Below are 25981 nucleotides of genomic sequence, written 5' to 3' on the forward strand. Positions count from 1 at the left end.
CTCCGTTGCCCTCTGGGAAGCCCGGCGAAAGGAACCTCATGCAGATCTCGTTGCTCGATCGCACTCGAACGCGCGTCGGCGACACGGATGCGCAGACCGTCGCGGCCACGGTCGACCGCGCTGTGCGCGCCGACGAGCTCGGGTTTCACGGCTTCTGGGTCGCCGAACACCACAGCGTGCCCGGCATCGCGAGCGCGACACCGGGCCTGCTGCTCGCCTCCATCGGCGCGCGCACGCGGCGCATCCGCCTCGGCACCGGCGGCATCATGGTGCCGAATCACCGCCCGCTCGTCATTGCCGAGCAGGCGGCGCTGCTTGAGGCACTGCATCCGGGTCGCGTGGACCTTGGGCTCGGTGGTTCGCTCGGCTTCATCCCCGCGGTGCGCGAGGCACTCGGCCGGATGCGCGTGACCGACGAGGAGTACCGCAACGAGATTGCCCAGGTGCGCGCGCTCGTCCGCGGCGAGGGACCGGTGCGCACGATGCCACGGGTCGCGGCGCCGCCGATCTATCTGCTCGCGATTCGGGGTGGCCTCACGCTCGCGGCCGAACTCGGGTTGCCGGTGATCGTCGGCGGCTCGCTACTCGACAATGCCGAGGCGCTCGAGGCCTACCGCAGCAACTACGTGCCGAGCGAGGACGCCCCCGAGCCTCGCCTCATTGCCAACGTCGATGTCATGATCGCGTCGACGCGCGAGCGCGCCCGTGAACTGCTCCTCCCCGAGGCATGGGCGCTCGCCGACTCGCGCAATGTCGGCGAGTTTCGCGCACTGCAGCCGGTCGAGGAGGTGCACCGCCTGCGTGCCGCCGCCGGTGCGAAGCTGCAGCAGGAACTCGCGCGACAGGTACGCCGCGGCATCGCGGGCACGGCCGACGACGTCGCCGAACGGCTCGAGCAACTCGTCGCCCGCACCGGCGCCGAGGGGCTGCTCGTGAGTTCGAGTACCTTCGACCGCGAGGCAATTGCTGCTACCGATGAGGCGCTCGCGGCGCTGCTCACCTAACGCTCATTCGCAGCGGGCTCGGTCGCCGTCGTGGCCCTTCTCGACGGCGCCGCCCTCGTCGGCCCAGTCGGAACCGGGCTCAATGTTTTCGGCGGGGTCGCTGACGACATCGGGCACGTGCGGTGGCGCGTCGACGTTCGGCAGTGGCTCGGAGATGGGGTCGATAGACATGGTTGCACCTTGCTCTCGTTGGGAACTTGGGTGCCAAGCTACGCCCGATCGGTCGACGTTCCCTCAATGTTCCTGGGTCCACCCCGTGTGCCGAAACACCCGGAAGATACGATCGCGGGCATGACGCCGAATCCCGCCATCCCGCTCCCCGAGGATGCGCGGGCTCGCCGCGCGGTCGGCGCCCTGTTCCTCACGAACGGCGCGATTTTCGCGAACATCGTGCCGCGCTTCCCCGAGATTAAGGCGCAGCTCGGCCTCGACAACGCCGTCTACGGGCTCGCGGTCATCGCGTATCCCGTCGGCGCAATTCTTGCGGGGCTCGCGGCCGGGGCGCTGATCCGCCGCTTCGGCTCGGGCAAGGTCGCGGTTGCCGGAACCATCGCCACCGGCGTTGGCGTCCTCGCCGCCGGCGCGTCGCCGACGCTCGCGCTGTTCGTCGCGGCACTCGCCTTCGGCGGGGCGATGGATGCGGTCACCGACGTCGCGCAGAACACGCACGGCCTGCGGGTGCAGCGCCGCTACGGCAAGTCGATCATCAATGGCTTCCACGCGATCTGGTCGATCGGATCGGTGATCGGCGGCGCGATGTCTGCGGCCGCGATCGCGCTGCGCATGCCGCTCGCGCTGCACCTCGGCATATCGGTGGCGTTGTTCGCCACCGTCGCGCTCGTCGCCTACCGCTATCTCTTGCCGGGGCGCGACACGGAGGTTGAGTTGGATACGCAGGGCATTGAGGTGGTGCGCTCACTCGCGACCCGCCCATCGCCACGCATCTACGTGACGGTGTTCATGCTCGTGCTCATCGCAATCGCCGGCGCGATGGTCGAGGATGCGGGCTCGGCCTGGGCCGCCCTCTATCTCTCTGACTCGCTGGGGGCACCTGAGTCACTGGCCGCGCTCGGCTTCATCGCGCTGGTCGGCGCGCAGTTCGTCGGGCGCATCCTCGGCGACCCGCTCACCGACCGCTTCGGTCAACGCGCCGTCGCCTTCGCCGGTGGGGCGTTCACCTTCACCGGCATGGGCCTCGCGCTCTGGTTCCCGACCGTGCCCGGCACGATCGCGGGCTTCGCGGCCGCGGGCTTCGGCGCCGCAACGCTCATCCCGGCGGCGATGCACCGGGCGGATGAGCTGCCCGGCTTCCGCCCCGGCACCGGCCTCACGCTCGTGTCGTGGCTCCTACGCCTCGGCTTCCTGCTCTCGCCGCCGCTCGTCGGCTTCGTCGCCGATCACGCCTCGCTTCGGCTCGCCCTGCTCGTCGTGCCGCTCGCGGGGCTCATCGTCATGGCGACGGCGTGGGCGCTCGACGGCCGCAAGCGCGAGTAGCGGCCTAGCCGCGCGCGGGCACCGCCGCGGCTACCGCATCCGCCACCGTCGGATGCTCGAACTCGAACGCGCTCTCGACAAGCCGGGTTGGCTGCACGGCCGCGTCGGCAAGCAGCAGCGAGTCCGCGGCGCGACGCCCGAGTGCCGTCCGCAGGCCCCACTTCGGCACCGGCAGCACGTAGGGGCGCCGCAGCCGTTGCGCGAGGGCGCGCCCGAGGTCGTTCGAAGTCGCCAGGGTCGGGCCGGTGAGATTCACGGGTCCGGTGAGCCCCTTGTCGATGATGTGGCGAATAGCCCGCACCTCGTCCTCGAGCGAAATCCACGGCATGACCTGGTTCCCGCTGCCGAGCGGTCCGCTCACCCCGAGTTTCGTCAGCGTGAGCAGCGGCTTGAGCACTCCGTCAGCGTGCACGAGCGGCGCCGTACGGAGCAGCGCCACCCGCGCATCCGGCCCCGCAAGCAGGGCCGCCGCCTCCCACTGCGCGCAGAGCCGAGCGAGGTACGTGTCACCGGGCGCGCCCCGTTCGTCGAGGGTGGCACCCGGCTGGTCGCCGTAGAAGCCGACGGCCGAGGAAGAAATGAACGCCGGAGCCTCCTTGCCGAGGGCGCGCAGTGCGTCGGCAAGCACGCGGGTCGGGCGCAGCCGCGAGCGCCGCAGTTCGGTCGCGTACCCGGGTGTCCACGGCAGGCGGCCAATGCTCGCGCCGTAGAAGTTCATGACGGCCTTGCTGCCGACAAGGATGCTCGGGTCGAGCGGCTCGAAGTTCGCGAGCCACTGCACCTCGTCGGGCGACTCGGCGGGCCGGCGCACGAGCCGAATGACGGTCGCGCCGTCATGCTGCAGCGACTCGGTGAGCGCCCGCCCGATCAGGCCGGATGCACCCGCGATTACGTATCGATCCGTCATTGAATATCCTTGCGAGCGAGTTTCGACGGCCACCAGACGGCACGTCCGACGTCAGTGAAGAGCGCAGGCACGAGCACAGCGCGTACTAAGAAGGTATCCAGCAGAACGCCAAACGCCACGATGAACGCGATTTGGGCGAGGAAGAGGATGGGGATGACGGCGAGCGCCGCGAACGTTGCGGCGAGCACGAGGCCCGCCGAGGTGATGACACCGCCCGTGGCGGCAAGCCCCCGCAGGATGCCCTCACGGGTACCGAACCTGAGCGCCTCCTCGCGCACTCTCGTCATGAGGAAGATGTTGTAGTCGATGCCGAGCGCGACGAGGAACACGAAGCCATAGAGCGGCACGGCCGCGTCGGCGCCAGGGAAGTGGAACACCTCGTTGAACACGAGCGCCGCGACACCGAGCGCGGCGAAGAACGACAGCACGGTCGTGAGCACGAGCAGGACTGGCGCGAGCACTGACCGCAGCAGCAGCATGAGGATGAGCAGGATCACCAAGAGCACTGCGGGAATGATGAGGTTGCGGTCGTGAATCGACGCCGCGTTCGTGTCGATGGCCGTCGCGGTGACGCCGCCTACGAGCGCGTCAAGGCCGGCGTCGGCGTAGGCGGCCCGAATTTCGGTCACGGTTGCCTCGGCGGCGGCTGAGTCGGCCGCGTCCGTGAGCGTGCCCTGCAGCAACACTTGGCCGTCGACGACGGTCGGCTCGGGCGTCGGTGTGCCGGGCGGACCCGCCGCCGAGATACCGTCGGCCGTGACCAGCGCGGAGCCGGATACGCTGTCGCCGCTGGCGACGCTGACGCTCGCGATGCCGTCGTGAGCGAGCAGCACGTCGGCCGCCTGCTGCAGCGAGTCGGCCTCGACGATGACGTTCACCGGGCTCCCCGAGCCGCCCGGGAAGTGCTCGCCGAGCGCCGCTTGGCCGTCGCGCGCATCCGAGCTCGCAAGCACGAGGTCGGACTGGGGCACGCCGTGCGCCTGCAGCTGGGTCACGCCGAGCGCGCCGGCGAGCAGCACGAGCGAGGAGACAACCCAAACCGCCCGCGGGCGGCGCTGGATGCGGCGGCCGAGGCCAGCCCAGCCGCCAGTCACGGCCTCGACCGCCGCGGCGTCGGCACCGGTGGCGTGCTCCGGCTCGTACTTCGGGCGGCGCGGCCAGAACGCTGCTCGCCCGAACGCATAGAGCAAGGCTGGCAACAGCGTAAGCGCGGCGAGTATCGCGAAGGCGATGCCGATCGCCGCTACGGGGCCGAGGGCGCTGTTCGACTTGAGGTCGCTGAGCAACAGGCACAGCAGGCCCGCGATGACGGTGCCTCCCGAGGCCAGGATCGGCTCGAAGGCACCGCGGAGCGAGTTCTTGGTGGCCCGCCATTTGTCGTTCGTGTGGCGCAGTTCTTCGCGGAAACGCGAGACATAGAGCAGGGAGTAGTCGGTCGCGGCGCCGATGACGAGAATGAACAGGATGCCCTGGGTCTGGCCGCTCAACATCAGCACGCCTGCCTTCGCGAGCCACCAGACGGTGAGCAGGGCGACCGTGAGCGCAAACACGCTCGTCGCAAGCACCGCGATCGGCAGCAGGAGCGAGCGGTAGACGACGATGAGGATGACGAAGACAGCGAGGAGCGCCACGAGCAGCAGCACGCCGTCGATGCCCGAGAACGCCGCGCTGAGGTCGGCTGTGAACCCGGCCGGGCCGGTGACGTAGGCCGTGACTCCCGCGGGCGCGGCGGCCTCGAGCCGCTCGGAGAGTTCGGCCACGACGTCACCGACCTCGGCGTCGGCCGAGATCGGTACGAATGCCTGCGCCGCGAGGCCGTCGTCGGAGGGCATCAGCGGCGAAATGTCGTCGGGCACCGCGTCGAGCTGCGACAAGTCGGCCACCGCGGCCTGAAGAGTGTCGAGCTGCTGCGCATCCAACTCGGTGGACGACGTGAACACGACCACCGCCGGCAGCACGTCGTCGTCGGTGAAGCCGCTCGCAAGCTCCTGCACCCGCGTTGCGTCCGCTGAGTCGGGTAGGTAGGCGGTTTGGTCGTTCGACGAGACCTCGCTCACTTTGCCGAAGTACGGGCCTCCGATGCTCGCCCCGAGTAACCAGAGCAGGATGATCGAGGCGGGAAGGATCACCCTCAGCCAGCGCGGGATGGCGGCGGTCGTCGCAGACGAATTCGCGTGGCTCATGGGGCTCCTGTCGACTCCGACCAGTATTCCCGTCGTGCGCCCACAAGTCCAACCAGAATGCACCGAAAACGGCGACGGCCCGCGAGTCACCGCGGGCCGTCGCCGCGTCGAGGAGGCGCCTAGGCGTTCGCCTTTTGCCCGCGCTCAATGAGTGAGATGAATGCGCCGAGGTAGGCGGTCAGGAACTCCTTGGTGCCGCCGGTCGTGATCTCACCGTGCTCGTCGATGAGGCCCGGCGTCATCTGGATCATGCCCTCGGGCTGGCCCATGACGATCGCGTTGAAATGACCCATGATTGCCCGGAGGTGCTGCTGCGCAGCGGCGGTCGAGATCGGGCCGCCCGAGGCACCGATGACGGCGACGGGGCGACCGCTGAACGACATGTTGCCGTAGGGGCGGGTCGACCAGTCGAACGCGTTCTTCAGCACGCCGGGGATCGAGCGGCTGTACTCGGGCGTCGCGATGAGCACGCCGTCGACGTCGCCAATCGCCTGCTTGAAGTCGGTCGCGACCTGGGGGAACTCGGCCTCGAGGTCCTGTGAGTAGAACGGCAGGTTCTTGATCTCGATCTCGCGGAACTCGACGCCCTCCGGCGCGAGCTTCGCGATCGCCTCGACGAGCGCGCGGTTAATAGACGTGCTCGAGAGGCTGCCGACGATGTAACCGATGGTGGTCACGAATGTGCTCCTAAAAGTCAGGGGGAAGGGGCGGGCCGACAGCGCGGCCCGAGAGAATGCAATCCACGACGGCGCGCATCTACTCCCACGACTTCGGGCGCCCGCGCCTCGCCGGAGACTGCCCCGCTTACTCGGCGTCGAATCTCGGCGCGAGCCGCTGGTGGAGGGCGCCGACGTCGGCGCTCGGCAGCAAGGCCGAACGCACGATGATGCCCTGCGCAGTCGTCAGCAACGCCTCGATCTCGACCGCGACGCGTTGCGGAGCCTCTTCGCCATACTTTGCCTCGCCCCAGGGCAGCAGCAATTCGGTGAGGTGCTGCTCGAGCAGCGCGAGGTTACCGGCCATCAGTTGCCGCAGATCGGGGTCGTTGAGCACCTCTGCCCACACCTGGAGCAACACTTGCGGCACGTTCATGATCGGCAGTTTCGATGCGTAGTTGAGGAAGATCTCGCGCGGGGTCACCATGCGCCCGGCGGTTCTCGCCGCGTCTCCGATCGAGGTCGCTCGATCTTCGAGGAGCTCAGCTGCCACGTGCCGAAACAGTTCGGCCTTGCTCGAGAAGTGCGAGTAGATCGACCCGGCCGAGAGCCCCGACGAGGCCGTCTCCGCGATCGAAGACGCAGTCGCAACCCAGGCCGACGGTGCCATCGACTTCGTCCGCGCCGGCGACCGCGACGAGGCCGTGGCCCAGGTCGAGGGCCGCGACACTTACGGCGCGATTGTGATCAGCGCATCCGGCGCGCCCGAGGTGCTCACTGCATCCGCCGGCAGCGCCGTCGCCACCCAGCTGCTCAACGGCGTCGCGACCCAGCTGCAGGCCCAGCTCACCGAGCAGGTGACCGCCGCCGGCGGCGATGCGAGCATGGCGCCGCAGGTCGTCGTGACCGAGCTTGTGCCGCTCGCGGCATCAGATGCGGCGGGCTCCGGCCTCGCCGCGTCGGCATTCCCCCTTACGATGGGCGGCATGCTTGGCGGCGTGCTCACGGCGCTGTCGATCAAGGGCCTGTGGCGGCGCCTCGCCACCGTCTCCCTGTTCAGCGCGAGCGCCGCGCTCATCATTACCTTCGTGCTGCAGACCTGGTTCGAGTATCTTCAGGGCAACTTCGGGGTGAACTCGCTTGCGATCGGCCTGTCGATTCTCGCGTCGTCGACGTTCATCGTTGGTGCCGCGACGCTCCTCGGCACGCCAGGCATCGGCGCCGGCGCGCTCGTGACGTTCCTCATTGGCAACCCGCTCTCGGCCGCCGCGATGCCGTGGCAGTTCCTCGTCGAGCCATGGGGTGCCAACGGTCAGTTCCTCGTGCCCGGCGCCTCGAACTGGCTGCTGCGTTCACTGAGCTACTTCCCCTCGGCAGACACCTCGCAGCAATGGTGGGCCCTGGCGGGCTGGGTCGCGTTCGGACTCGCACTTGCTTTCATCGGCACGGCCGTTCGCGGCCGACGCGGCATCGCACCCGCCGTGGTCGAGCCCGCCGAGGCAGCGACGGCAGAGGCGACGACGCGCGCACCGGTCACCGCCTAGCGCCCGCTCCGCCCCAAACGCCCGCGCCCAACTCAGTCTGGCGCGGGGGTTCACGCGTGTTTCGCGTGGCGCAAGAGGTACCAGCACCACAGCGCGAAGCAGCCGATACCGACCGCGAGCGCGACGAGCAGGGCGACGCCGAACGGCTGCTGCGTGAGCGCGGTGAGCGCCTCGTCCATGCCGCCAGCCTCCTCGGGATCGTGGGCGATCGCGGCAGCGACGAACAGGCCGCCGATGAGTGAAATGGCGATGCCCTTCGCGATCCAGCCCGCGCCAGCGAGCCAGCGGGCGGTGCCGGTGAGCTCGGTCTCGAGCTCTTCGTTGAACTTGCCCGAAGTGCCCTTCACGATCTGAGCGACGCCAACCGCGACAACGCCGAGGCCGACCGCCGCGACGAGCCAGGGACCAAACTGCATCGACATGAGCCGCGACGTGAGTGACTCCTCGCCGCTACCGCCACCCGAGCCGCCGCCGAGCGCGGCAGCGATCGACGAGGCCGCGAGCACCGCGTAGAGCACGGCGCGGGCGAACGCGCCGAGTCGCTTGCGAAGGCGTTTGCCGCCATCGAACTCGCGGTAGCCCACGAACCCGGCGACGAGCTGCCACACGACGAGCGCGATGAAGCCGATGCCCACGACCCAGAGCAACACACCACCGAGGGGCGTCTTCGCAAGTTCTTTGAGCGCGCCGGTGTTGGAGGCATCCGCGCTGTTGTCGCCGAACGCGACCCGCAGCGCCAGCCACGCGATAACGAGGTGCATGAGGCCGTAGGCGAACACCCCGATCTTGACGAGGGCGCGATAGGCAGGCTGCCGCTGCACCTGATGTGCGGCATCTTTGGCGGTGGACTTGGCGACGTTCGACATGTCTCGACGCTAGCGAATCCGCTCGGCAATCCACAGGGCGCCCGCGAAAGCCCGTTACAAGACGCACCGGTACCCCTGCCGAAAGGTGCCTCTACCGTGCGGGCACACGGCGCGGAAACATCGACGACATGGCCTCCACCACCGTCGACGCACCAGCCCAGTCCGCCCTCGCCCCTCGCATCCGCTCAGCGGCGCCCGGCACGGTCATCGCGGTCGCGGCCGCGATGGTGTCGATGGCGGTGGGGATGCTCGTACCCGGGCTGAGCGCGATGCTGCTCGCGATCATCCTCGGCGTCGTCGCGGCGAACACGGGCCTCATTCGCGCGCCGCTTGCGCCGGGCATCAGCTTCGCCGCGAAGCACCTGTTGCGGGCGGGCATCGTGCTGCTCGGCCTGCAGCTCATGCTTGGCGACATCGTCGCCCTCGGGGGCCCGATACTGCTCGTGGTGCTCACCATCGTCGGCGGCGGCATCTTCGGCACGCTCGCGCTCGGTCGTCTCTTCGGCGTGCCGCGGCAATTGCGTCTCCTCATCGCCTGCGGCTTCTCCATCTGCGGCGCCGCTGCGGTCGCGGGCACCGCCGGCGTCACCGACCCCGACGACGAGCACGAACAGGACACGGTCACCGCGGTTGCCCTCGTCGTCATCTTCGGCACGATCATGATCTTCGCGGTACCCGGCCTAGCGACCCTGCTCGGCCTGGATGCGCGCATGGGCGGCATGTGGGCCGGCGGTTCGACCCACGAAATCGCGCAGGTCGTGGCGATCGGCGGCATCGTTGGCGGTGGCGCGCTCACGGTCGCCGTGCTCGTGAAGCTCGCGCGCGTGCTGCTGCTCGCGCCGGTCATGGCCGTGCTGAGCATCCGCGCCCGGCGAGAGGCCGCAGCGCACGCCGAGCAGTCGGCGCCGAAACTGCCGCCGATTCTGCCGCTGTTCATCGTCGGGTTTCTCGCCGCCGTGCTGCTGCGCTCGTTCGTGCCACTGCCGACCATGGCCCTCGACCTCGCCGGGCAACTACAGACGGTGCTCCTCGCGGCGGCGATGTTCGGCCTCGGCTGCGGCGTGCGCGTCGCGCAGCTGCGCAAGGTCGGCGCCCGACCGTTCGCCCTCGCCGCTGCAGCTACCGTGCTCGTCGCTGGCATCGCGCTCGGCGGGGTTCTCGTCGCCGCCTGACGCGTACGATGCTCGCGTGGAGACGCAGCAGCTCAAGACGCCCGGCGGCGCGCGCCTCGCCTGGGCGACGGCGGCGGGCGCGCCGCGGCGTGAGATCGCCCGCGGTCTGCTGCGCGGGCTGCTCGCGCCCGACTTCGGCAACATCGCCTTTACGCAGGCGTGCGCCGTCTGTGGCAGCCGCGAGCATGGCCCGCTGCGAGTCATCGCCTCCACACGCGAGCGCATCCCGCGCGTCAGTGTGAGCTATGCCGCCGGCGTGGCGGTCGTCGCGTTGGCGCCCATCGGCGTTGCCGAGTTCGGCATCGACGCCGAGGCCGACTCTCCCCGAACCCGGGCCGCGATTGCCGAGGCCCTGCCCGACTGCCCGGACTCGAGCATCCGGGCCTGGACCGCCCTTGAGTCCGTCGCGAAGGCGAAGGGCACGGGCCTACGCGGTGACTGGCAGCGGGCGGATACGGCGGGCTACGACCTCGAGCACGTCACGCTGCCCACCGTGCCGGACGCGGCCGAAACCGACTCCTGGCCGATCGTCGTGGCGCTCTGCGCGCGGTGGACCGTCGCTACGCGGAGGTAGGGGGCGGCAGAGGGGCTGCCGGGGTCGGAGGCGTCGCTGGCGTCACGGGAGGCAGCGGCGGCAGCGGCTTCTCGTGGAGCCACGCCTTCCATAGGTCGGCCTGCGTCGGAATGCCCGCGACTTCCTCGACCACCGCGAGGAAATCTTCCGTGCCAACGAGTCGGTGGCGATACTTCGAAGCCCAACGCCGCAGCACGGCCCGGAACACGTCGTCGCCGACCGTGCGCCGCAGCGACTCGAGCAGCAGGGCGCCGCGCTTGTAGACGCGGTCGTCGAACAACTGCCGCTCACCCGGATCGGCAAGCACCAAGTCCTGCCGCTCGCGCACAAGTTGCGCGTAGTGATGCTCCGCGCACTCGGCGATGGTCTGGCCGCCCGCTGCCTCCGACCACACCCATTCGGCGTAACAGGCGAAGCCTTCGTTGAGCCAGATGTCGGCCCACTGGCGAATGTCGACGCTGTTGCCGAACCACTGGTGCGCGAGCTCGTGCGCAATGAGCCGTTGCTCGTCGGCCGCGCAGTGGTTCGCACCGAACGTCGCCATGCCCTGCGCCTCGAGCGGAATCTCGAGTTCTTCCTCAGTCACGACCGTCGTGAGGTCGACCTGCGGGTACTGACCGAACCAGTCCTCGAACACCTCGACCATCTTCGGCATGGGTGAGAACGCCTGGCGCACGCGCGGCCACTGCGCGGGCGGCGTGACGATGCGGCCCGCGCCGAGCTTGTATTCGCGGTACTCGCCGACGTGCACGGCGACGAGGTAGGTCGCCGTCGGCACCGAGCTCGCGAAGCGCCACGTGCGCTTGCCGCCGCGCGACGACACACGCCCCGGCTTGCCGGTCGCCGCGACGAAGAAATCCTTGTCGCAGGTGAAGGCGATGTCGTAGGTGGCGCGGTCGTCCACGCGGTCGTTGCAGGGGAACCAGGTCGGCGCACCGGTCGGCTGTGAGGCGACGAGGGCGCCGTTCTCGAGCTCTTCCCAGCCAATCTGCCCCCACTTCGAGCGCACTGGGCCAGGCCGGCCCCCGTACTCGACCTCAACCTCGAAGCGGGCCCCCGCCGCGAGCCGGTCACCAAACTTGAGCTGCACGCTGCGGCGATCCTGTGTGAACTGCTTGTGGAGCTTGCCGCGCACCCTCACCTTCGACGCCTTGAGCGCGTGCAGGTCGACCCGCAGCGACTTCGTCGCCTCGAGCACGAGGATGCGCAGGGTCGCGGTACCCTCGAGCCGGTTCGTGCGCGGGGTGTAATCGAGCTCGAGTTCGTAGTGCTCGACCGAGTACCGGCCGTCGCCGGAGTCGGGCATGTAGGGGTGCGGAAAAGCGGTAGGTAGCGTCGAAAGTGACTTCATTCGGAGAATCTCAGCGCGCGAGCGCGGTTAGTTGGTGGATTGGTAGGCGCGCACCTTCACGGCACGCCACGGGCCGATGGGATTTCCGCTCCAGCGCGAGCCAACGGGCACCGTCTCGCCACGCATCACGAGCGACGCGGGGCCGACCGTGGCATGGTCGCCGATGCGCGCAGCGGGCAGCACCACGCTGTGTGGGCCGAGCGTTGCGCCCGCGCCGAGCTCGACCCTGTCGATGCTCATGATGCGGTCATGGAACAGGTGCGTCTGCACGACGCACCCGCGGTTCACGGTCGAGCCGTCGCCGAGCGTGACGAGGTCGGGCTCGGGCAGCCAGTAGGTGTCGCACCAGACACCGTGACCGACCTTCACTCCGAGCGAGCGTAGCCACACCGCCATCGCGGGCGTGCCGATGGCCGAACGCGCGAACCAGGGCGCGGCGAGCATCTCGGTGAATGTGTCGCTCACCTCGGTGCGCCACACGAAGCTCGACCAGAGCGGATGCTCGCCGACGCGGATCGGGCCGACGATCGTCCACTTTGCGACGGTGGTGATGAGCGCCGCAACGCCGCCGGCGACGAGCATGACGACACCTGAGAGGAGAAGGGTCCACAGCGGGCCCGTCGTCTCCCACAGCCAGGCGAACGTGAACAGCACCGCGACGCCAAGCCCGCAGGTGACGAGCACCGGCACGATGCGACAGAGTTCCCAGAGCGTGCGCGCAATGCGCAGGCGGCCGCCGGGGTTGTACGTGCGCTCGTCGTCGCCATCCTGCGTCACACGCCGCAGGCGGGTCGCTGGCGAGCCGAGCCACGACGAGCCCGACTTCGCCTTCGACGGCGCGACCGAGAGCACCGCGACGAGCGAGTTCTTCGGCACCTTGTGGCCGGGGCCGGCCATGCCGGAGTTACCGAGGAACGCCTTCTTGCCGATGCGTACCTGGCCGATACGCAGCCAGCCGCGGTGCAGCTCGTACGAGGCCACCAACGTGTCGTCGGCGAGGAATGCGCCATCGTCGATGCGCGCCATCTTCGGCAGCAGCAGTACCGTCGAGGCCTCGACATTCTTGCCCACCTTGGCCCCGAGCATCCGCAGCCAAATCGGTGTGAACAGGCTCGAGTAGAGGGGGAAGAGGAAGTTTCGGGCCGCGTCGAGCAGGCGCTCGGTGGTCCAGGCCGCCCAGCCCTGGCGGCTGTGCACCGGGTAGGTGCCCTCGCGCATCCCAATCGAGAGCAGGCGCACGAGCACGACGACGGCGCCCGCGTAGACGACTCCGGCGGCCAGCACGGCGGGTACGAGCCACGCCATCGCGCCGCCGAACGCGCCGAGCAGCGTCTCGGCACCACGGATTCCCTGCACGAGCACCAGCGCGCCGATCGTGAACGCGACGAACGGCAGCAGCGCGAGGCCGACCGACGAGATGCCGTAGGCGAGCTTCCAGATCGGGCGCTGCGGCGCGACGCCCTTCGGCCAGCCTTCGAGCGCTTTGCGCTTCTTCGAGTCCTTCGCGCCGCCGATGCGCACGGCCGGCGAACCGGCCCAGAGCTGCTCCGACTTCACGCGGCCGAACACGGCCGAGCCGGGCGCGATCTCGGCACCGTCGTCGACCCGGGTGCCCGGCGCGAGCGTCGAGCGTGCGCCGACGGTGACGTTGTTGCCGATCCGCACGCCACCGAGACGCAGCAGGTCGCCGTCGATCCAGTAGCCGGTAAGGTCGACCTCGGGTTCGATCGCGCTGCCGCGGCCGACCGCAAGCATGCCGGTGATCGGCGGCAGCGAGTGGAGGCTGACCTCCTTATCAACCTTCGCGCCGAGCAGCCGGGCGTAGACCGACACCCACGGGGCGCCGGCCAGTCCGACCGCGTCGATCTGCGTCGCGAACTGCTCAGCGAGCCAGAGACGCATGTGCACGCCGCCGCCACGCGGATAGTCGCCAGGCTTGACGCCCGCGAGCAGCAGCCGGGCAACAAGCACGGCGATCGACATGCGACCGAACGGGGTCGACACGATCACGAGGCCGATGATGAGCACCCACCACGAGACTTCAGGCAGCACGGCAAACGCGACCGGGTCGATCGCGTGCAGGATCGTGCTCGCGGTGAGCAGGTAGAGCAGCCAGCGCACGCCGCTCGCGATGAACAGCGGGATGCCCGCGAGCGTCTGCGCCCACTGCGTGCGCTTCGGCGTCGGCCGTGGCTGGTGGTAGCTGTCGGGATCGGCATTCGCGTCCGTCGCCGCGACCGCCTTCGCCATCGCCGCGAGACGCGGCACGTCGTAGATGTCGGCAACGGTGAACTCGGGCACTCGGCTGCGGATGCGCGACACGAGTTGCGCCGCGGCGAGCGACCCGCCCCCAAGGTCGAAGAAGTCGGCGGTCACCGACGGCACCGGCACGCCGAGAACGGCCTGCCACTGCTCGCCGAGCCAACGTTCGGCGTCGGTGAGGTCGGGGTTCGCGTCGAGTCCCTCCCCCGCGCCGGCGCCGGGAATCGGCCATGGCAGCGCGGCGCGGTCGACCTTGCCCGAGGTGCGGATGGGCAGTTCGTCGACGACCGCGAGCAGCGGCATGACGCCGGCCGCGAGGCGCGAGGCGAGGTAGTCGCGGGCGTGCGCGCGGTCGAGCTCGCCGCCGTTGCCCTCGACGACGAGATAGCCGACGAGCACGGCGACGCCGGCCTCGCTCTTGCGCACGGCGGCCGCGGCCGCGGTTACGCCGGGGAGGTCCTGCAGCGCGTTCTCGACCTCGCCGAGCTCGATGCGGCGGCCGCCGACCTTGACCTGGTCGTCGGCGCGGCCGAGGAACATCAGCCCGGTCTCTTCAAAGCGCACCAGGTCGCCCGAGCGGTAGGCACGGTCCCAGCCGAGCGACGGCATCGGCGCGTACTTCTCGGCATCCTTGGCGGGGTCGAGGTAGTGCGCCAGGCCGACGCCGCCGATGATGAGCTCGCCCTGTTCGCCGGGCGCCACGGGGTTGCCCTCGGCGTCGACGACGGCGAGGTCCCAGCCGCCAAGCGGCAGGCCGATGCTGATCGGCGAGACGCCGTCGAGCTGGCAGCCGCATGAGACGACCGTGGCCTCGGTCGGACCGTAGGTGTTCCAGACCTCGCGCTCCTCCTCGACGAGGCGGGCGGCGAGCTCGGGCGGGCAGGCCTCGCCACCGAAGATGAGCAGTCGCACGTTCTCGATCGACTCGGCCGGCCACATCGCGGCGAGCGTCGGCACGGTCGAGACCACCGAGATGCTCTGGCGCACGAGCCACTGCGCGAGGTCCTCGCCCGAGCGCACAAGCGCGCGCGGGGCGGGCACGAGACACGCACCGTGACGCCACGCAAGCCACATCTCCTCACACGACGCGTCAAACGCGACCGAGAGACCGGCGAGCACGCGGTCGCCGGGGCCGAGCGGATCCTGCTGGAGGAACATATTCGCCTCAGCGTCGACGAAGGCGGCGGCCGAGCGGTGCGTCACGGCGACGCCCTTCGGAACGCCCGTCGAGCCAGAGGTGAAGATGATCCAGGCGTCCTCTTCGAGGGCCGGGTCGGCCGAGTCGATCGGCGTCTCGGGCGGTTCGACGCCACCGAGCTCACGTTCGCTCGGCACGTAGCCCTCGTTGCCAATGATGCCGGCGACGTGGGCCTCGCCGAACACGAGGTTCGCGCGCTCCTCGGTGTCATCGGCGTCGACCGGCACGTAGGCCGCGCGGGCTCGCATGATCGCGAGAATCGCAATATAGAGCGACTGCGAACCCGAGTCGACGCGCACGCCGACCCGGTCGCCGGGGCGCACGCCCGCGGCCCGCAGCGTGTCAGCCATCGCCTCGACCTCTTCGAGCAATTGGCCATAGCTCAGCGCCGCCGAGCCGTCGTCAATCGCCGACGCATCGGGATGCTCCGCCGCCGTCGCCCGCAAAATGTCGATCAGCGTGCGGGGCGCCGGCGCGTGGCTGGCACGGCGCAACACCTCTTGCGCGTTCGGGGACGGCTGCGCTGGGGGCAGGGCTGTATCCAAGTTCTCCGGTGCTCCTTCTTCGGGATCCGCGGAAGTCGGATCAATGCGACAACCTCTATTCTCGCACCAGCCAGCGACACCGGAGGCCGCGCATCGGCGCCAGTTAGGCGAACTTCGCCGGTTGTTTACCTCGGCGGGGAGCTTTCGTGACCGCGCGTCTCACCGAACAATGAAGATGGTCGTGCGTCGCGCCGGGCGGGTCGCCTTCGACGTCCGCACCGCGAGCATCCGCACCTCGGTCGTGAGCCAGAGCAGACCGAGTCCGATCACGATCGCCTCGAGTGCCGTCACCGAATAGAGGTGGAAGCCGGACGCGAGCACCGCCGCCCGTCGTGCTCTGGACCTTGGGATCCCCCAAACCCGCGCACGGGCCGGTGCTGCGGCGTCACACCGGAAACGACAAGAGCGCCCCACCCGGGCGATCAAGCCCGGGCGGAGCGCCACTACGTAGTCGTACTACGAGATAACGGTGATGTTCGCCGCCTGCATGCCCTTGGGGCCCTGCTCTGCGTCGAACTCAACCTTCTGGCCCTCTTCGAGACCGCGGAAGCCGCTGCCGTTGATCGCGCTGAAGTGCGCGAACAGGTCAGCCGAACCATCGTCGGGCGCGATGAAGCCGTAGCCCTTTTCCGAGTTGAACCATTTGACGGTGCCTGTGGCCATGACGTCATACTTTCTTTGTCGTGGACCGGTCTTGATCCCTGATACCGCGACGATGGCACCGCCGCGGGTAGGTCGTACGGTCGCACATCAGGTGATGCACGGGGCCGCACTATTCGCGCATGCACAGGTGTGCACACGGAATCCTTATTCAAGCCTATCGTGCCTCAGCACCTGCTCGGCGCGCCCAGAACTTTGCATACAGCGTCGAGACCGGTCCGGTCGCCTGAGCAGGAACAGCGAGAGGTACCCAATCATCGGCAACCATGTCGTCGCGCCGCCGCTCGGTATCGATCGTGTGCAACTCGAGATGCGCGTTGAGATAGGCGCGTCCGAGCAGCTGGGCAATGCTGGTCGCGGTCATCGCGCTCCCCCTCGCACGCGGCCACCGGGCGCGGCCGTTTCGGCGCCGATGCCACGCCGCCGCGGCGGCATTCACTCGGATGCGGTGAGCCAGTCGACGAGTTTGGGCCACGCCGCTTCGCCCACCTTGCGGCGCAGGAGGCCGTGATGCCCGAGGTTTGCCGTGCCGAGATCGGCCGGCGAATAGGTGCGCCGCTCGACCTTGGCCGAGGTCAGGTGCCGCGTCAGCGCATCCATCTGGCTCGGGGACGCCCACGGGTCGTCGGAGGCGCCGCTGGCGAGCACCTCGAGGTCGACCGCTGCCGCACGCTCGACGGCGCCCATGCTCGGGTCGTCGAAGAAGTAGCGCGGCTTGCGCGCCCAACGGCCCCATTCGAGCATCGCGGCTGCGGGAAGATCCTCGCCGATGCCGAGACGCTTGCCAGGCATGTAGCCGAGCCCGCGGCTTGTGAGGTATTCGGCGAAGGTCGAATAGAAGCGTTCGGGGGTCGCGGTGGCCGGGTTGACGATGACGACGCCGACCGGAGTGGCCGCGGGGTGCCAGAGCGTCCCAGCAATCGTGTCGCTGCCGACGGAGGTGGCGAGGCGTTCGCTGTTCGACGTTGAGGCTGAAGACATGTCGGGGAGCCTAGGTCTGAGCCTCGTGGCGGAACGGGAATTTGGAGACTCTCGCGCGTTTTTACGCCGGTGGTTCGGGCCGTGTTGTACGCCGGCTCGAACCACTGCTCCTGAGTTGAATTCGGATACACCCCTCGCAAAACTTGCACGAGCGCGAGCGCGATCGACAACTTTCAAGGTATTTCGCAAATTGGCTTGACGCGAGCGCATTCGGTTGCGTACGTTGAATGAGTCTCAAAGAAAGGGGGCAGTAAAATGGTAATTTCAACTCGGTTCATTCAGTCAGGCACCGTCGTTGCCGGCACGCCGATTTCCCTTCGCTGCGCCCCGGGAGTAGCCCTCCACTAGGCACCAGGCTGGACTTCTGCCCGCTTGATCTGCGCGAATCAGCATCGCTGGCTCGATGCGGGCAACGTCTCTGCACTGCCGCCGTGCATCCCCTCGAACATTCTCGAGCCGGGAATTACTGCATCGCCGCAATTTCCCCACCGCCAATTCTTTGGCGTGCGCAATTACTTCTTTGTGACTCGAAAGTCTTTCTCGTGAACAAAAGCGTTCAGTTCGTTTCCACCGACCGCAATCATCAACAACTGTCCGTTCAATTACCCGTTCAAGAACAATTCGAAGGCCTCACGTTCTTCGACCGCGTTTCGCTCCGCATGGGCGTCTGGCTCGTGCTGCGCGCCGAGCGCCGACGCGTCAAAGGACGGCTCGAAGCCGAGGCGCTGCTGCTGCGCCACCGTGTGCAGCAGGAAGTCGAGCGTGACCAGGCCGAACGAGAGCGCAAGTTCGCGGTGGCGGGGCTGCAACGCCGCATGTTCTAGGTGCGTGCGTGATGACAGCGCGGACCTCAATGCCGGTGGGGCCCGAGGTGGTCTCTCATCAGACCGCCCCGGGCTCCGCCGCCCGGCGCGCTGCCCCCGCTCATCCGCTTCGCTGATTTCGACCCGCGCCGCGCGCGAGTACCGTTGACCTCCATGAGCCCGCAGACGAACCCGACCGCACCGACGCCGACCGTCAGCGCAGCCACCTCGCCGCTCGGCGAGCAACCGCATCTCAAGCGGGCGCTGCAGAGTCGCCACATTCAGCTCATCGCCATTGGCGGCGCGATCGGCACGGGCCTCTTTATGGGCTCGGGCAAGACCATCTCGGTCGCGGGCCCCTCAGTCTACGTCGTACACCTCGCCCCGGCGTTGCCCGAGTGGTCACTGCCGGTGATCGCGCTCGTCGTCATCCTCATCCTCATCGGCCTCAACCTGCCGACCGTGCGTGCGTTCGGCGAGACCGAGTTCTGGTTCGCGATGGTGAAGATTGTCGCAGTCGTCGCACTCATCATCGCCGGCCTCGCGCTCATTCTGCTCGGCTACGAGAGTGAGCACGGCCGCGCGAGCTTCGCGCACCTCTGGGCCGACGGCGGCTTCTTCTCAACAGGGTTCATGGGCTTCGTCGCCGCGTTCCAGATCGCGACGTTCGCCTTCGTCGGCATTGAGCTCGTCGGCACGACCGCGGCCGAGACGCAAGACCCCGACCGTAACCTGCCGAAGGCCGTCAACTCGATTCCGGTGCGCATTCTGCTCTTCTATATCGGCTCGCTCGTCGTGCTGATGTCGGTGATGCCGTGGACCTCCTACGACGCCGACAACTCCCCCTTCATTCAGGTATTCGACGCCGCAGGACTGCCGGCCGCCGCTGCCATCGTCAACCTCGTCGTGCTCACCTCGGCAATGTCGTCGGCCAACTCGGGCATCTACTCGACCTCGCGCATGGTCTACGGGCTCGCGACCGAGCAGGATGCGCCGTCGCTATTCGCGCGCCTGTCGCGGCGCAATGTGCCCCAGAACGCGCTCTTCCTGACTGGAGTCGTGCTGCTCTCGTCGGTCGCGATGCTCGCCTTCGGCCTCGGCGAATCGACCGGCTTCGCGATCGTCACAACGGTGTCGTCGCTCTGCTTCATGTTCGTGTGGAGCATGATCCTCGTCAGTTACATCGTCTACCGCAAGCGTCGGCCGCAAGAGCACGCGGTGAGCAAGTTCCGCATGCCGTTCAGTCGGGTCATGCCATGGGTCGTGCTCGCGTTCTTCGTGTTCCTGCTCTGGGCATTCACGGGTGACGCCGACACGAGAGTCGGGCTCGTCGCGACGCCGGTGTGGTTCGCGCTGCTCGGTATTGGCTACCTCGGACTGCGCCGCACATCCGCCCATCGTCGCGCCCGCGACGAGCACCGCGCCGTCGCGGCTCGCGAGCGCGAGCTCGCCGAGCGGTGGCGCCAGGGCACCGATCGCTAGCGCGGTACTTGGCATGAAGTTCACTCGCGACACGCAGCGTGGCGACTGGCTGCGCCACCGCGTCGGAGACTGGGCCCACGTCGGCGGCGTCGCCGGCACGGGCTTCGAGGCCTACGCGCGCATCCTCCACCCCGCTAACGCGTGGCGCTTCGGCCCCGAGATCGATGAGTGGGGCTCGCCCCGCATGACCGAAGATGGGCGCTGGGGATGGGCGCGCATCGCCGAGCGCAACGGCCGCGTCATGCATCCGCTCGTGCAGTGGCGCCGGCTCACCGACGACGAGACGTCGCTCTCGTTCAGCGACGGCTGGGAAGTCTCACAAGGTGACGAGGGCCGCCTTGACCCCCGCTTGCTCGCCGCGCTCACGGCGCACCTCAGCGCCGCGACGACCACGCCCGACGAGGTCACCGTCGGTGTCTGGAACGGCTGGGGCGAACTCCACGATGGCGGCTCGAGCGCCTACATTGCCTTCGGCACCGACGAGGCCGAGGCGAAGCGCGAACGGGCACGCCTCGAGGCCGAGGCGCGCGCATCCGTCGCGCCCGAGGTGCGCGAGGCCGTGCGCCGGGGCCCCTGGCTCGAGTGGCCCGGCCGCGAGTTCCTGCTGTTCGACACGAGCCTCGCCGAGCTCAGCGACCCGGGCTGGATGCGCGGTGCCGGCCTCGGCGCAACGAACGATGACGACGGGGTCACACCACAGCTGCTCTGGCCGGCCGACCAATCGTGGGTCGTCGCTAGCGAGATCGACTGGGATTCGACCATCGTCGCTGGTAGCCGCGGGCTCGTCGACGCGGTGCTGGCCGACCCCACGTTCGAGGCGTTCGAGGTTGACGAACACTCGGATCTGTCTTGGGAAGGCAACACCGTCAACCCGGCGGGCATCCATCACTGACACCAGTGCGGTGGTCTCCTGGACGACTGCTAGCTTGAGGTCATGGCTGAAGATGTCGTCCGTGAGCGGCTGCGCGCATTCGTCGCGGAGCGAGACTGGGCCCAGTTCCACTCGCCCGAAAACCTCGCGAAGAGCATCACCATCGAGGCTGGTGAACTGCTCGGCGACGCAGCAGCTGGTGTTTGATCGTGGCGAGTACCACGACAAGAAGGGCCGAGAGAACAACCCGAAACTCGGCATCACCTATTCCGACGCCGACCTCCTCGAGTATGTGAAAAACATCTACTCTGTGCTCCTCACCCGCGGCATTCGAGGCACCTTTGTCTATGTCTGCGACGAGTCGTTGCGCGAATATCTCCGGACTTACTTCGCCTAATGAGCGACACGAGTCGCGTAAACTGGCTCGCATGAGTTCCGATGAGCGGATCACACCGCGCTCCATGATTGGCCGAGTCGCAGCCGTCCTCGGCGCGTTTTCCGGTGAGCGACCCGTCATCGGCGTCAACGAAATCGCGCGCAGCAGCAGGCTCGCCAAGTCGGTCGTGTCGCGCATCGTCAGCGAGCTCATCGAGGTCGACTTCCTCGAACGCGCCGACTCCGGAGTCCGCGTCGGCATCCGGCTGTTCGAGCTCGGCGAACTGGCGCAGCGGTCGAAGGAACTCCGCCAGCTCGCGCTCGGCGCCATGGCCGATCTCCGCCAGGCGACGGGCATCACAGTACAGCTCAGCGTACTCAAGGGCGCCGACCAGGTGTATGTCGAAATCCTCCGCGGCCGCGACTCCGACATGAACATCCGCTCCCGCATTGGCGGGCGAGTTCCTGCCTACGCGACAGCCGGTGGCAAGGCCGTGCTCGCGCATTCAACGGATGCGGCGGTGCAGCTCGCAATTCCCGCCAAGTTCGAACTGCTCGGCCCCGGGACTGTCGCCGATGAGAAGGCTTTCCGCAAACAACTCGAGCTCGTGCGCGTCAACGGTTACTCCCACGAGGTCGAGGAATCGAACCCGGGCGTCGAGTGCGTGGCGTGCCCGCTCCTGCGCGCCGATGGCACCCCGATCGCGGCGATCTCGGTGACCGGCCCGGCCGGCCGCATCAACGTGTTGCAGCATGCGACTGCGGTGCGCATCACGGCACTCGGACTCAGCCGACGCATTCGCGCGAACTCGGCATTCAGCACTCTTTAAGTGTCCCACTCACCGGAACTCCTGTTACCCGCCTTGTTCGGCGTCGAAATAGTGTGACCGGCGGCAGATACCGCACTGCCGCAGCAACGCTCGCATGGCGATGACGCCACTGCCGTTCGCTGCGCCACATTAATTCAACGAGGAGGCGCCCAGATGAGGGCGATGGTGATGCATGAGGCGGGTTCCCCGCTCGTACTTGAAGACTTGGACCTGGATGCGCCCGGGCCCGGCGAGGTTCAGGTACGCATCGAGGCTGCAGGCGTCTGCCACAGCGACGTTCACTACCTGACGGGTGGCCTGAACGCGAAGACACCGATCGTGCTCGGCCACGAGGGCGCCGGCATCGTTGAGTCGGTCGGCGAGGGCGTCACGCGCGTCTCCCCGGCGACAAGGTCATCATGCTGTGGCGCCCCCGCTGCGGCGAGTGCCAGTTCTGCCTCAAGGGCATGCCCGCCCAGTGCGAGCTCGGCAAGATTCATGGCCAGACCAACGAGCTCCTGCGGGGCGGAACCCGCCTCAGCAAGGACGGCGTTCGCTACCACCACCTCATGGGCGACTCGGTCTTTGCCGAGCGTGCCGTCGTCTCGCAGGAGTCGCTCATCGCGATCGACCCCAGTATCCCGGCCGAGGTGGCCGCAATCGTGGGCTGCGCGGTCATCACCGGCATGGGCGCGATCCTCAACCACATGCCCGACCTGGCGGGAAAGTCGGTCGTCGTCATCGGCGCCGGTGGCGTCGGCCTCTCCGCGATCATGGCCGCCGAACTCGTCGGCGCGGCGCAGATCATCGTCTCCGACATCGTCCCCTCGCGCCTCGAGAAAGCCGTCGAGCTCGGTGCCACCCACACGATCAACTCGAGCACCGAGGACTTCGTCGAGCGGGTGCGTGAGATCACGGGCGGCGGCGCGCACTACGTGCTCGAGGCCACCGGTCGCTCGCAGACCATCCGCACCGGCTTCGAGGCCCTGCAGCCCGGTGGCACCGAGGTCGTCGTCGGCCTCGGCGCGGTGGGCGACGAGGTCGCGATTCCCGTCAACGTGCTCGTGCAGGGCGACCGCCGCCTCGTCGGCTCGCTCTACGGCACGGCGAACAGCCCCATCCAGATCCCTGAGATCCTCAACCTCTACAAGTCCGGCAAGCTCCAGCTCGAAGCCTTGCTCGACAAGAGCTTCCCCCTTGAAGAGGCAAACGCCGCCATCGCTCACCTCCGCACGGGCGCGATCGGCCGACCCATCTTGATTCCAAACACCGCCGCATCCGCTTCCTAACGCAACTCACGGCTATCAAAGGAGACAGCATGTCTGTACAACTTCCAACGCGTCACCCGCGCCTGACATTCAGGTCAGTGCCCGGGACCGACGTCGCGCCCTCTGGGGCAGCGCCGTCGGCTCCACCATCGAGTGGTACGACTACTTCCTCTGCGGCACGATGGCGACCGCTGTCTTCAACGTGCACTTCTTCCCGAGCGAGGACGCCACCGTAAGCTCGATGCTCGCCTTCGCGTCGTTCGCGCTTGCCTTCGTCGTGCGCCCGCTCGGCGGCGTGGTCTTTAGCCACATCGGTGACCGCATCGGCCGCAAGAAGACCCTCGTGATCACCCTCACGCTGATGGGTGTCGCGACCATGCTCATGGGAGTGCTGCCGGACTACGCCGCGATCGGCGTTGCGGCGCCGATTCTCCTGACGTTCCTCCGTCTCGTCCAGGGACTCGCCCTCGACGGCGAGTGGGGCGGCGGTCTGCTGCTCGCCGTCGAGTACGCGCCGAAGAACAAGCGCGGCTTCTACGGCGCCGTGCCGCAGATCGGTGCTCTCACCGGACTCGTTCTTGGCAACATCGTGACGATCGTCTCCCGTGCGATCTTCCCCGAGGACGCCTTCACCGAGTTCGGCTGGCGCATCCCGTTCCTTCTCTCAGGTGTGCTACTCGTCGTCGGCCTCTGGATTCGTTCGAAGATCGACGAAACCCCGTCATTCCGCAAGGTCAAGGCCGAGGGCACCACCGAGAAGCTCCCGATCGCGACGGTCTTCAAGCACTACTGGCGCGAGGTTCTCATCTCGACCGGCGCGAAGTTCATCGAAACCAGCACGTTCTTCATCTTCGCGACGTTCTCGATCTCCTACGCCACTGGCTTTGGCTACGACTTCACTGCCGTCCTCGGCTTCGTACTCGCCGGTTCGATTATCGGCATCGGCGGCATACTGTTTTACGGCGGTCTCTCCGACCGCATCGGGCGCAAGAAGGTGTTCCTCGGTGGTAGCGTCGCGGTCGCAATCTTCGTGTTCCCCTACCTCGCCATGCTCTCGAGCGGCAACCTGGCGCTCGCCGGCATCGCGATCATCATCTCGTTCGCGATCATCTGGCCGACCTACGGCTCACTCATCGGCACCGTGCTCGCCGAGAACTTTGCGCCCGAGATCCGCTACACCGGCGCATCCCTCGGCTACCAGATCGGCGCCGCACTCGTCGGTGGCCCGGCCCCGCTCATCGCCACCGCGCTGCTCACCGCATTCTCGGGCAGCTGGATTCCCGTCGCCCTGGTCGTCGTCTTCTGCGCCGTCGTGAGCTTCATCTCGGTGTCGTTCGTGAAGGTGCGGCACAACGAGGATCTCGATGCCTAACGCAACGATCGGACGCCAGCAGGGTGCGCCGAGCTTCGGCGCCTGGGTCACGCTCGATTCCCCGGTGGGCACCGAACAGATCGCGCGCAGCGGTTTCGACTACGTCTGCGTGGGTGGTCAGCACGGGCTCGTCGGCTACGACGCGCAGGTGCGTGCCCTGCTCGCGATCACCGCGGGTGGCGCCACCCCGTTTGCTCGAGGGTCGACGAACTCGCCCGCAGAGATCGGCCGAGTGCTCGACGCGGGCGCCCACGGCGTGATCGTGCCGCTTGTGAACTCGGTCGCCGAGGCAGAGAGTGCGGCGCGCGCGGCACGCTACCCGACTTCGGGCGGTGACCGTTCCTACGGTCCGATGCGCCTCGGCTCGCACTTTGCGGACACCCCGGCCGAAATCGACGCGTCGGTCACCGTGCTCGTGATGATCGAGACCGCTGCGGGGCTCGCCGATCTCGAGGCGATCCTCGACGTCGATGGCGTCGACGGCGTCTACGTCGGTCCGTACGACCTGTCTCTCGCGCTCGGCGCGACAGTGCCGTTCGAGCCCGAGATCCTGCCCCGGTTGGATGCGGAGCTCGAGCGGGTCGCACAGGCCGCCACGTCGCGCGGCAAGGTCGCTGGCGTGCACTGCGCCGACGGCGAGCAGGCCGCGCAGCGGGTGCGGCAGGGCTTCACGTTCATCACCGCGGCGAACGACGTCTCGTCGCTTCGAGCGGATGCGCAGCGCCAGCTCGACGCGGCAAAGCAGGTCGAGCCTGCCGGGCGCGAGGGCATGAGCTACTAACGCGTGATTCCCCCAGAGGTGGGCGTCGACCAAAGCGGTCGGCACCCACCTCTCGTTTCCGGTGCAGCAGGTGCGTTCGTCTTGGCTTGGCTGGGAGCCGCCCGAGCATCCCGAAATTTAGTTGCAGCGTGAAGTGATTAGTGCTTGTATTTACTTGAAGCTGCAACAAAGAGCTGCGGCACGAAAAGGAGTTCAATCATGACCACCTTCACGATCTTCGGCACTGGCAACATGGCCAACGCGATCGGCGGCGTCCTCGCTGCCGGCGGCGCTTCGGTCGACCACATCACGCACGAACAGGGCGCGGGTGCCACCATTTCGGGCGACGTCGTCGTGCTCGCGGTACCCTTCCCCGCCCTCGCCGAGATCGTCGCGAACTATGGCGAGCAGCTGGAGGGCAAGGTCGTCGTCGACATCACCAACCCGCTCGACTTCGAGACCTTCGACTCGCTCGTCGTACCCGAGGGCAGCTCCGCCGCGGCCGAACTGCAGAAGCAGCTGCCGGGCGCTCGCGTGCTCAAGGCCTTCAACACGAACTTTGCCGCGACCCTCGCCTCGGGCAAGGTCGGCGAGAACGCCACCACCGTGCTCGTCGCCGGTGACGACGACGACGCGAAGTCGCAGCTCGTAAGCGCCGTCGTCGCGGGTGGCCTCAAGGCCATCGACGCGGGCTCGCTCAAGCGGGCGCACGAGCTCGAAGCCCTCGGCTTCCTGCAGCTCACCCTCGCCGCGGGCGAGAAGATTCAGTGGACCGGCGGCTTCGCTGTCGTCGCGTAGTTTTCGCAGCCACAACAGGGGGCGGGCCTCGACCTAGGTCGAGGCC

Annotated in this window: 26 protein-coding genes and 2 pseudogenes; 16 read left to right on the forward strand and 12 right to left on the reverse strand. The window is 68.1% G+C overall.

Translation table 11 applies throughout. The annotated features are described in order from the left end of the window. The first annotated feature begins 38 nt into the window (after positions 1-38). Positions 39-1004, forward strand: coding sequence for an MsnO8 family LLM class oxidoreductase (locus tag QM019_RS04555; RefSeq protein WP_282852028.1), 966 nt, complete (start codon positions 39-41; stop codon positions 1002-1004). A gap of 3 nt (positions 1005-1007) precedes the next feature. Here the strand turns inward: QM019_RS04555 and QM019_RS04560 are convergent, their stop codons facing one another. After that, positions 1008-1175: a hypothetical protein gene (locus QM019_RS04560; protein WP_282852029.1), complete on the reverse strand. Its 168-nt coding sequence runs from the start codon at positions 1173-1175 to the stop codon at positions 1008-1010. A gap of 120 nt (positions 1176-1295) precedes the next feature. Between QM019_RS04560 and QM019_RS04565 the strand changes: the two genes are divergently transcribed. Beyond that, positions 1296-2498, forward strand: coding sequence for an MFS transporter (locus tag QM019_RS04565; protein ID WP_282852030.1), 1203 nt, complete (start codon positions 1296-1298; stop codon positions 2496-2498). A gap of 4 nt (positions 2499-2502) precedes the next feature. Here QM019_RS04565 and QM019_RS04570 read toward each other — a convergent pair whose 3' ends face one another. The 4 genes from QM019_RS04570 to QM019_RS04585 all read right to left on the reverse strand — a co-directional run bounded on the left by QM019_RS04570 (position 2503) and on the right by QM019_RS04585 (position 6914). Next, positions 2503-3405, reverse strand: a complete 903-nt coding sequence (locus QM019_RS04570; protein ID WP_282852031.1) for a TIGR01777 family oxidoreductase — start codon at positions 3403-3405, stop codon at positions 2503-2505. Continuing rightward, positions 3402-5588 carry an MMPL family transporter gene (locus QM019_RS04575; protein ID WP_282852032.1) on the reverse strand — a complete coding sequence of 729 codons (2187 nt, stop codon included), beginning with the start codon at positions 5586-5588 and terminating at the stop codon, positions 3402-3404. The genes QM019_RS04570 and QM019_RS04575 overlap by 4 nt, the downstream gene beginning before the upstream one ends. A 119-nt stretch (positions 5589-5707) precedes the next feature. Next, complete coding sequence (locus QM019_RS04580; RefSeq protein ID WP_282852033.1) at positions 5708-6265, reverse strand: NADPH-dependent FMN reductase; 558 nt, start codon at positions 6263-6265, stop codon at positions 5708-5710. Between the two features lie 127 nt (positions 6266-6392). Continuing rightward, complete coding sequence (locus QM019_RS04585) at positions 6393-6914, reverse strand: TetR/AcrR family transcriptional regulator (protein ID WP_282852034.1); 522 nt, start codon at positions 6912-6914, stop codon at positions 6393-6395. Positions 6915-6948: 34 nt separating this feature from the next. Between QM019_RS04585 and QM019_RS04590 the strand changes: the two genes are divergently transcribed. Further along, positions 6949-7788, forward strand: coding sequence for a hypothetical protein (locus tag QM019_RS04590; protein ID WP_282852035.1), 840 nt, complete (start codon positions 6949-6951; stop codon positions 7786-7788). A gap of 50 nt (positions 7789-7838) precedes the next feature. Here the strand turns inward: QM019_RS04590 and QM019_RS04595 are convergent, their stop codons facing one another. Continuing rightward, on the reverse strand, positions 7839-8654 hold the full coding sequence (locus QM019_RS04595; protein ID WP_282852036.1) for a DUF1206 domain-containing protein: 816 nt from the start codon (positions 8652-8654) through the stop codon (positions 7839-7841). Between the two features lie 128 nt (positions 8655-8782). On the opposite strand from QM019_RS04595, the gene QM019_RS04600 reads away from it, so the two are divergent. Together QM019_RS04600 and QM019_RS04605 are read left to right on the forward strand one after the other, a co-directional pair. Continuing rightward, on the forward strand, positions 8783-9826 hold the full coding sequence (locus tag QM019_RS04600; RefSeq protein WP_282852037.1) for a YeiH family protein: 1044 nt from the start codon (positions 8783-8785) through the stop codon (positions 9824-9826). Positions 9827-9842: 16 nt separating this feature from the next. Further along, complete coding sequence (locus QM019_RS04605) at positions 9843-10400, forward strand: 4'-phosphopantetheinyl transferase family protein (protein ID WP_282852038.1); 558 nt, start codon at positions 9843-9845, stop codon at positions 10398-10400. Here QM019_RS04605 and QM019_RS04610 read toward each other — a convergent pair. The 6 genes from QM019_RS04610 to QM019_RS04635 form a co-directional block, all read right to left on the reverse strand. Then, positions 10387-11751: a M1 family metallopeptidase gene (locus QM019_RS04610; protein WP_282852039.1), complete on the reverse strand. Its 1365-nt coding sequence runs from the start codon at positions 11749-11751 to the stop codon at positions 10387-10389. The two genes, QM019_RS04605 and QM019_RS04610, sit on opposite strands and share 14 nt — an antisense overlap. 27 nt (positions 11752-11778) lie before the next feature. Further along, positions 11779-15756, reverse strand: coding sequence for a Pls/PosA family non-ribosomal peptide synthetase (locus QM019_RS04615; protein ID WP_282852040.1), 3978 nt, complete (start codon positions 15754-15756; stop codon positions 11779-11781). Between the two features lie 159 nt (positions 15757-15915). Further along, positions 15916-16077: a hypothetical protein gene (locus QM019_RS04620; RefSeq protein WP_282852041.1), complete on the reverse strand. Its 162-nt coding sequence runs from the start codon at positions 16075-16077 to the stop codon at positions 15916-15918. Between the two features lie 135 nt (positions 16078-16212). Further along, positions 16213-16419: a cold-shock protein gene (locus QM019_RS04625; RefSeq protein WP_125107821.1), complete on the reverse strand. Its 207-nt coding sequence runs from the start codon at positions 16417-16419 to the stop codon at positions 16213-16215. A 154-nt stretch (positions 16420-16573) separates the two neighbouring features. Then, positions 16574-16780 carry a hypothetical protein gene (locus QM019_RS04630; protein ID WP_282852042.1) on the reverse strand — a complete coding sequence of 69 codons (207 nt, stop codon included), beginning with the start codon at positions 16778-16780 and terminating at the stop codon, positions 16574-16576. Between the two features lie 71 nt (positions 16781-16851). Further along, positions 16852-17397, reverse strand: a complete 546-nt coding sequence (locus QM019_RS04635) for a hypothetical protein (protein WP_282852043.1) — start codon at positions 17395-17397, stop codon at positions 16852-16854. Between the two features lie 542 nt (positions 17398-17939). Between QM019_RS04635 and QM019_RS04640 the strand changes: the two genes are divergently transcribed. The 11 genes and pseudogenes from QM019_RS04640 (at position 17940) to QM019_RS04690 (ending at position 25935) form a co-directional block, all read left to right on the forward strand. Continuing rightward, a complete protein-coding gene (locus QM019_RS04640) occupies positions 17940-18221 on the forward strand; it encodes a hypothetical protein (RefSeq protein ID WP_282852044.1) in 282 nt (93 codons plus the stop codon). A gap of 153 nt (positions 18222-18374) precedes the next feature. Further along, positions 18375-19682, forward strand: a complete 1308-nt coding sequence (locus tag QM019_RS04645; protein WP_282852045.1) for an amino acid permease — start codon at positions 18375-18377, stop codon at positions 19680-19682. A gap of 13 nt (positions 19683-19695) precedes the next feature. Then, positions 19696-20574: a hypothetical protein gene (locus QM019_RS04650; RefSeq protein WP_282852046.1), complete on the forward strand. Its 879-nt coding sequence runs from the start codon at positions 19696-19698 to the stop codon at positions 20572-20574. A gap of 42 nt (positions 20575-20616) precedes the next feature. Beyond that, positions 20617-20736, forward strand: a pseudogene (locus QM019_RS04655) (nucleoside triphosphate pyrophosphohydrolase family protein); the annotation flags it as partial. Between the two features lie 16 nt (positions 20737-20752). Beyond that, complete coding sequence (locus QM019_RS04660; RefSeq protein WP_282852047.1) at positions 20753-20950, forward strand: DNA/RNA helicase domain-containing protein; 198 nt, start codon at positions 20753-20755, stop codon at positions 20948-20950. Positions 20951-20981: 31 nt separating this feature from the next. After that, on the forward strand, positions 20982-21758 hold the full coding sequence (locus QM019_RS04665; RefSeq protein ID WP_282852048.1) for an IclR family transcriptional regulator: 777 nt from the start codon (positions 20982-20984) through the stop codon (positions 21756-21758). A gap of 168 nt (positions 21759-21926) precedes the next feature. Further along, a pseudogene (locus tag QM019_RS12915) lies at positions 21927-22091 on the forward strand (alcohol dehydrogenase catalytic domain-containing protein); the annotation flags it as partial. 65 nt (positions 22092-22156) lie between these two features. Continuing rightward, a complete protein-coding gene (locus QM019_RS04675) occupies positions 22157-23026 on the forward strand; it encodes a zinc-binding dehydrogenase (protein ID WP_428831956.1) in 870 nt (289 codons plus the stop codon). A gap of 160 nt (positions 23027-23186) precedes the next feature. Then, a complete protein-coding gene (locus tag QM019_RS04680) occupies positions 23187-24377 on the forward strand; it encodes an MFS transporter (RefSeq protein ID WP_428831957.1) in 1191 nt (396 codons plus the stop codon). Further along, positions 24370-25158, forward strand: coding sequence for an HpcH/HpaI aldolase family protein (locus QM019_RS04685; protein WP_282852049.1), 789 nt, complete (start codon positions 24370-24372; stop codon positions 25156-25158). The genes QM019_RS04680 and QM019_RS04685 overlap by 8 nt, the downstream gene beginning before the upstream one ends. 198 nt (positions 25159-25356) lie before the next feature. Next, entirely contained in the window at positions 25357-25935 is a 579-nt protein-coding gene (locus QM019_RS04690) for an NADPH-dependent F420 reductase (protein ID WP_282852051.1), read from the forward strand. Positions 25936-25981: the final 46 nt, after the last annotated feature.

Origin of the sequence: Gulosibacter sediminis (genome assembly GCF_030011715.1) — a bacterium.
In the GTDB taxonomy this organism is placed as follows: Bacteria; Actinomycetota; Actinomycetes; order Actinomycetales; family Microbacteriaceae; genus Gulosibacter; species Gulosibacter sediminis.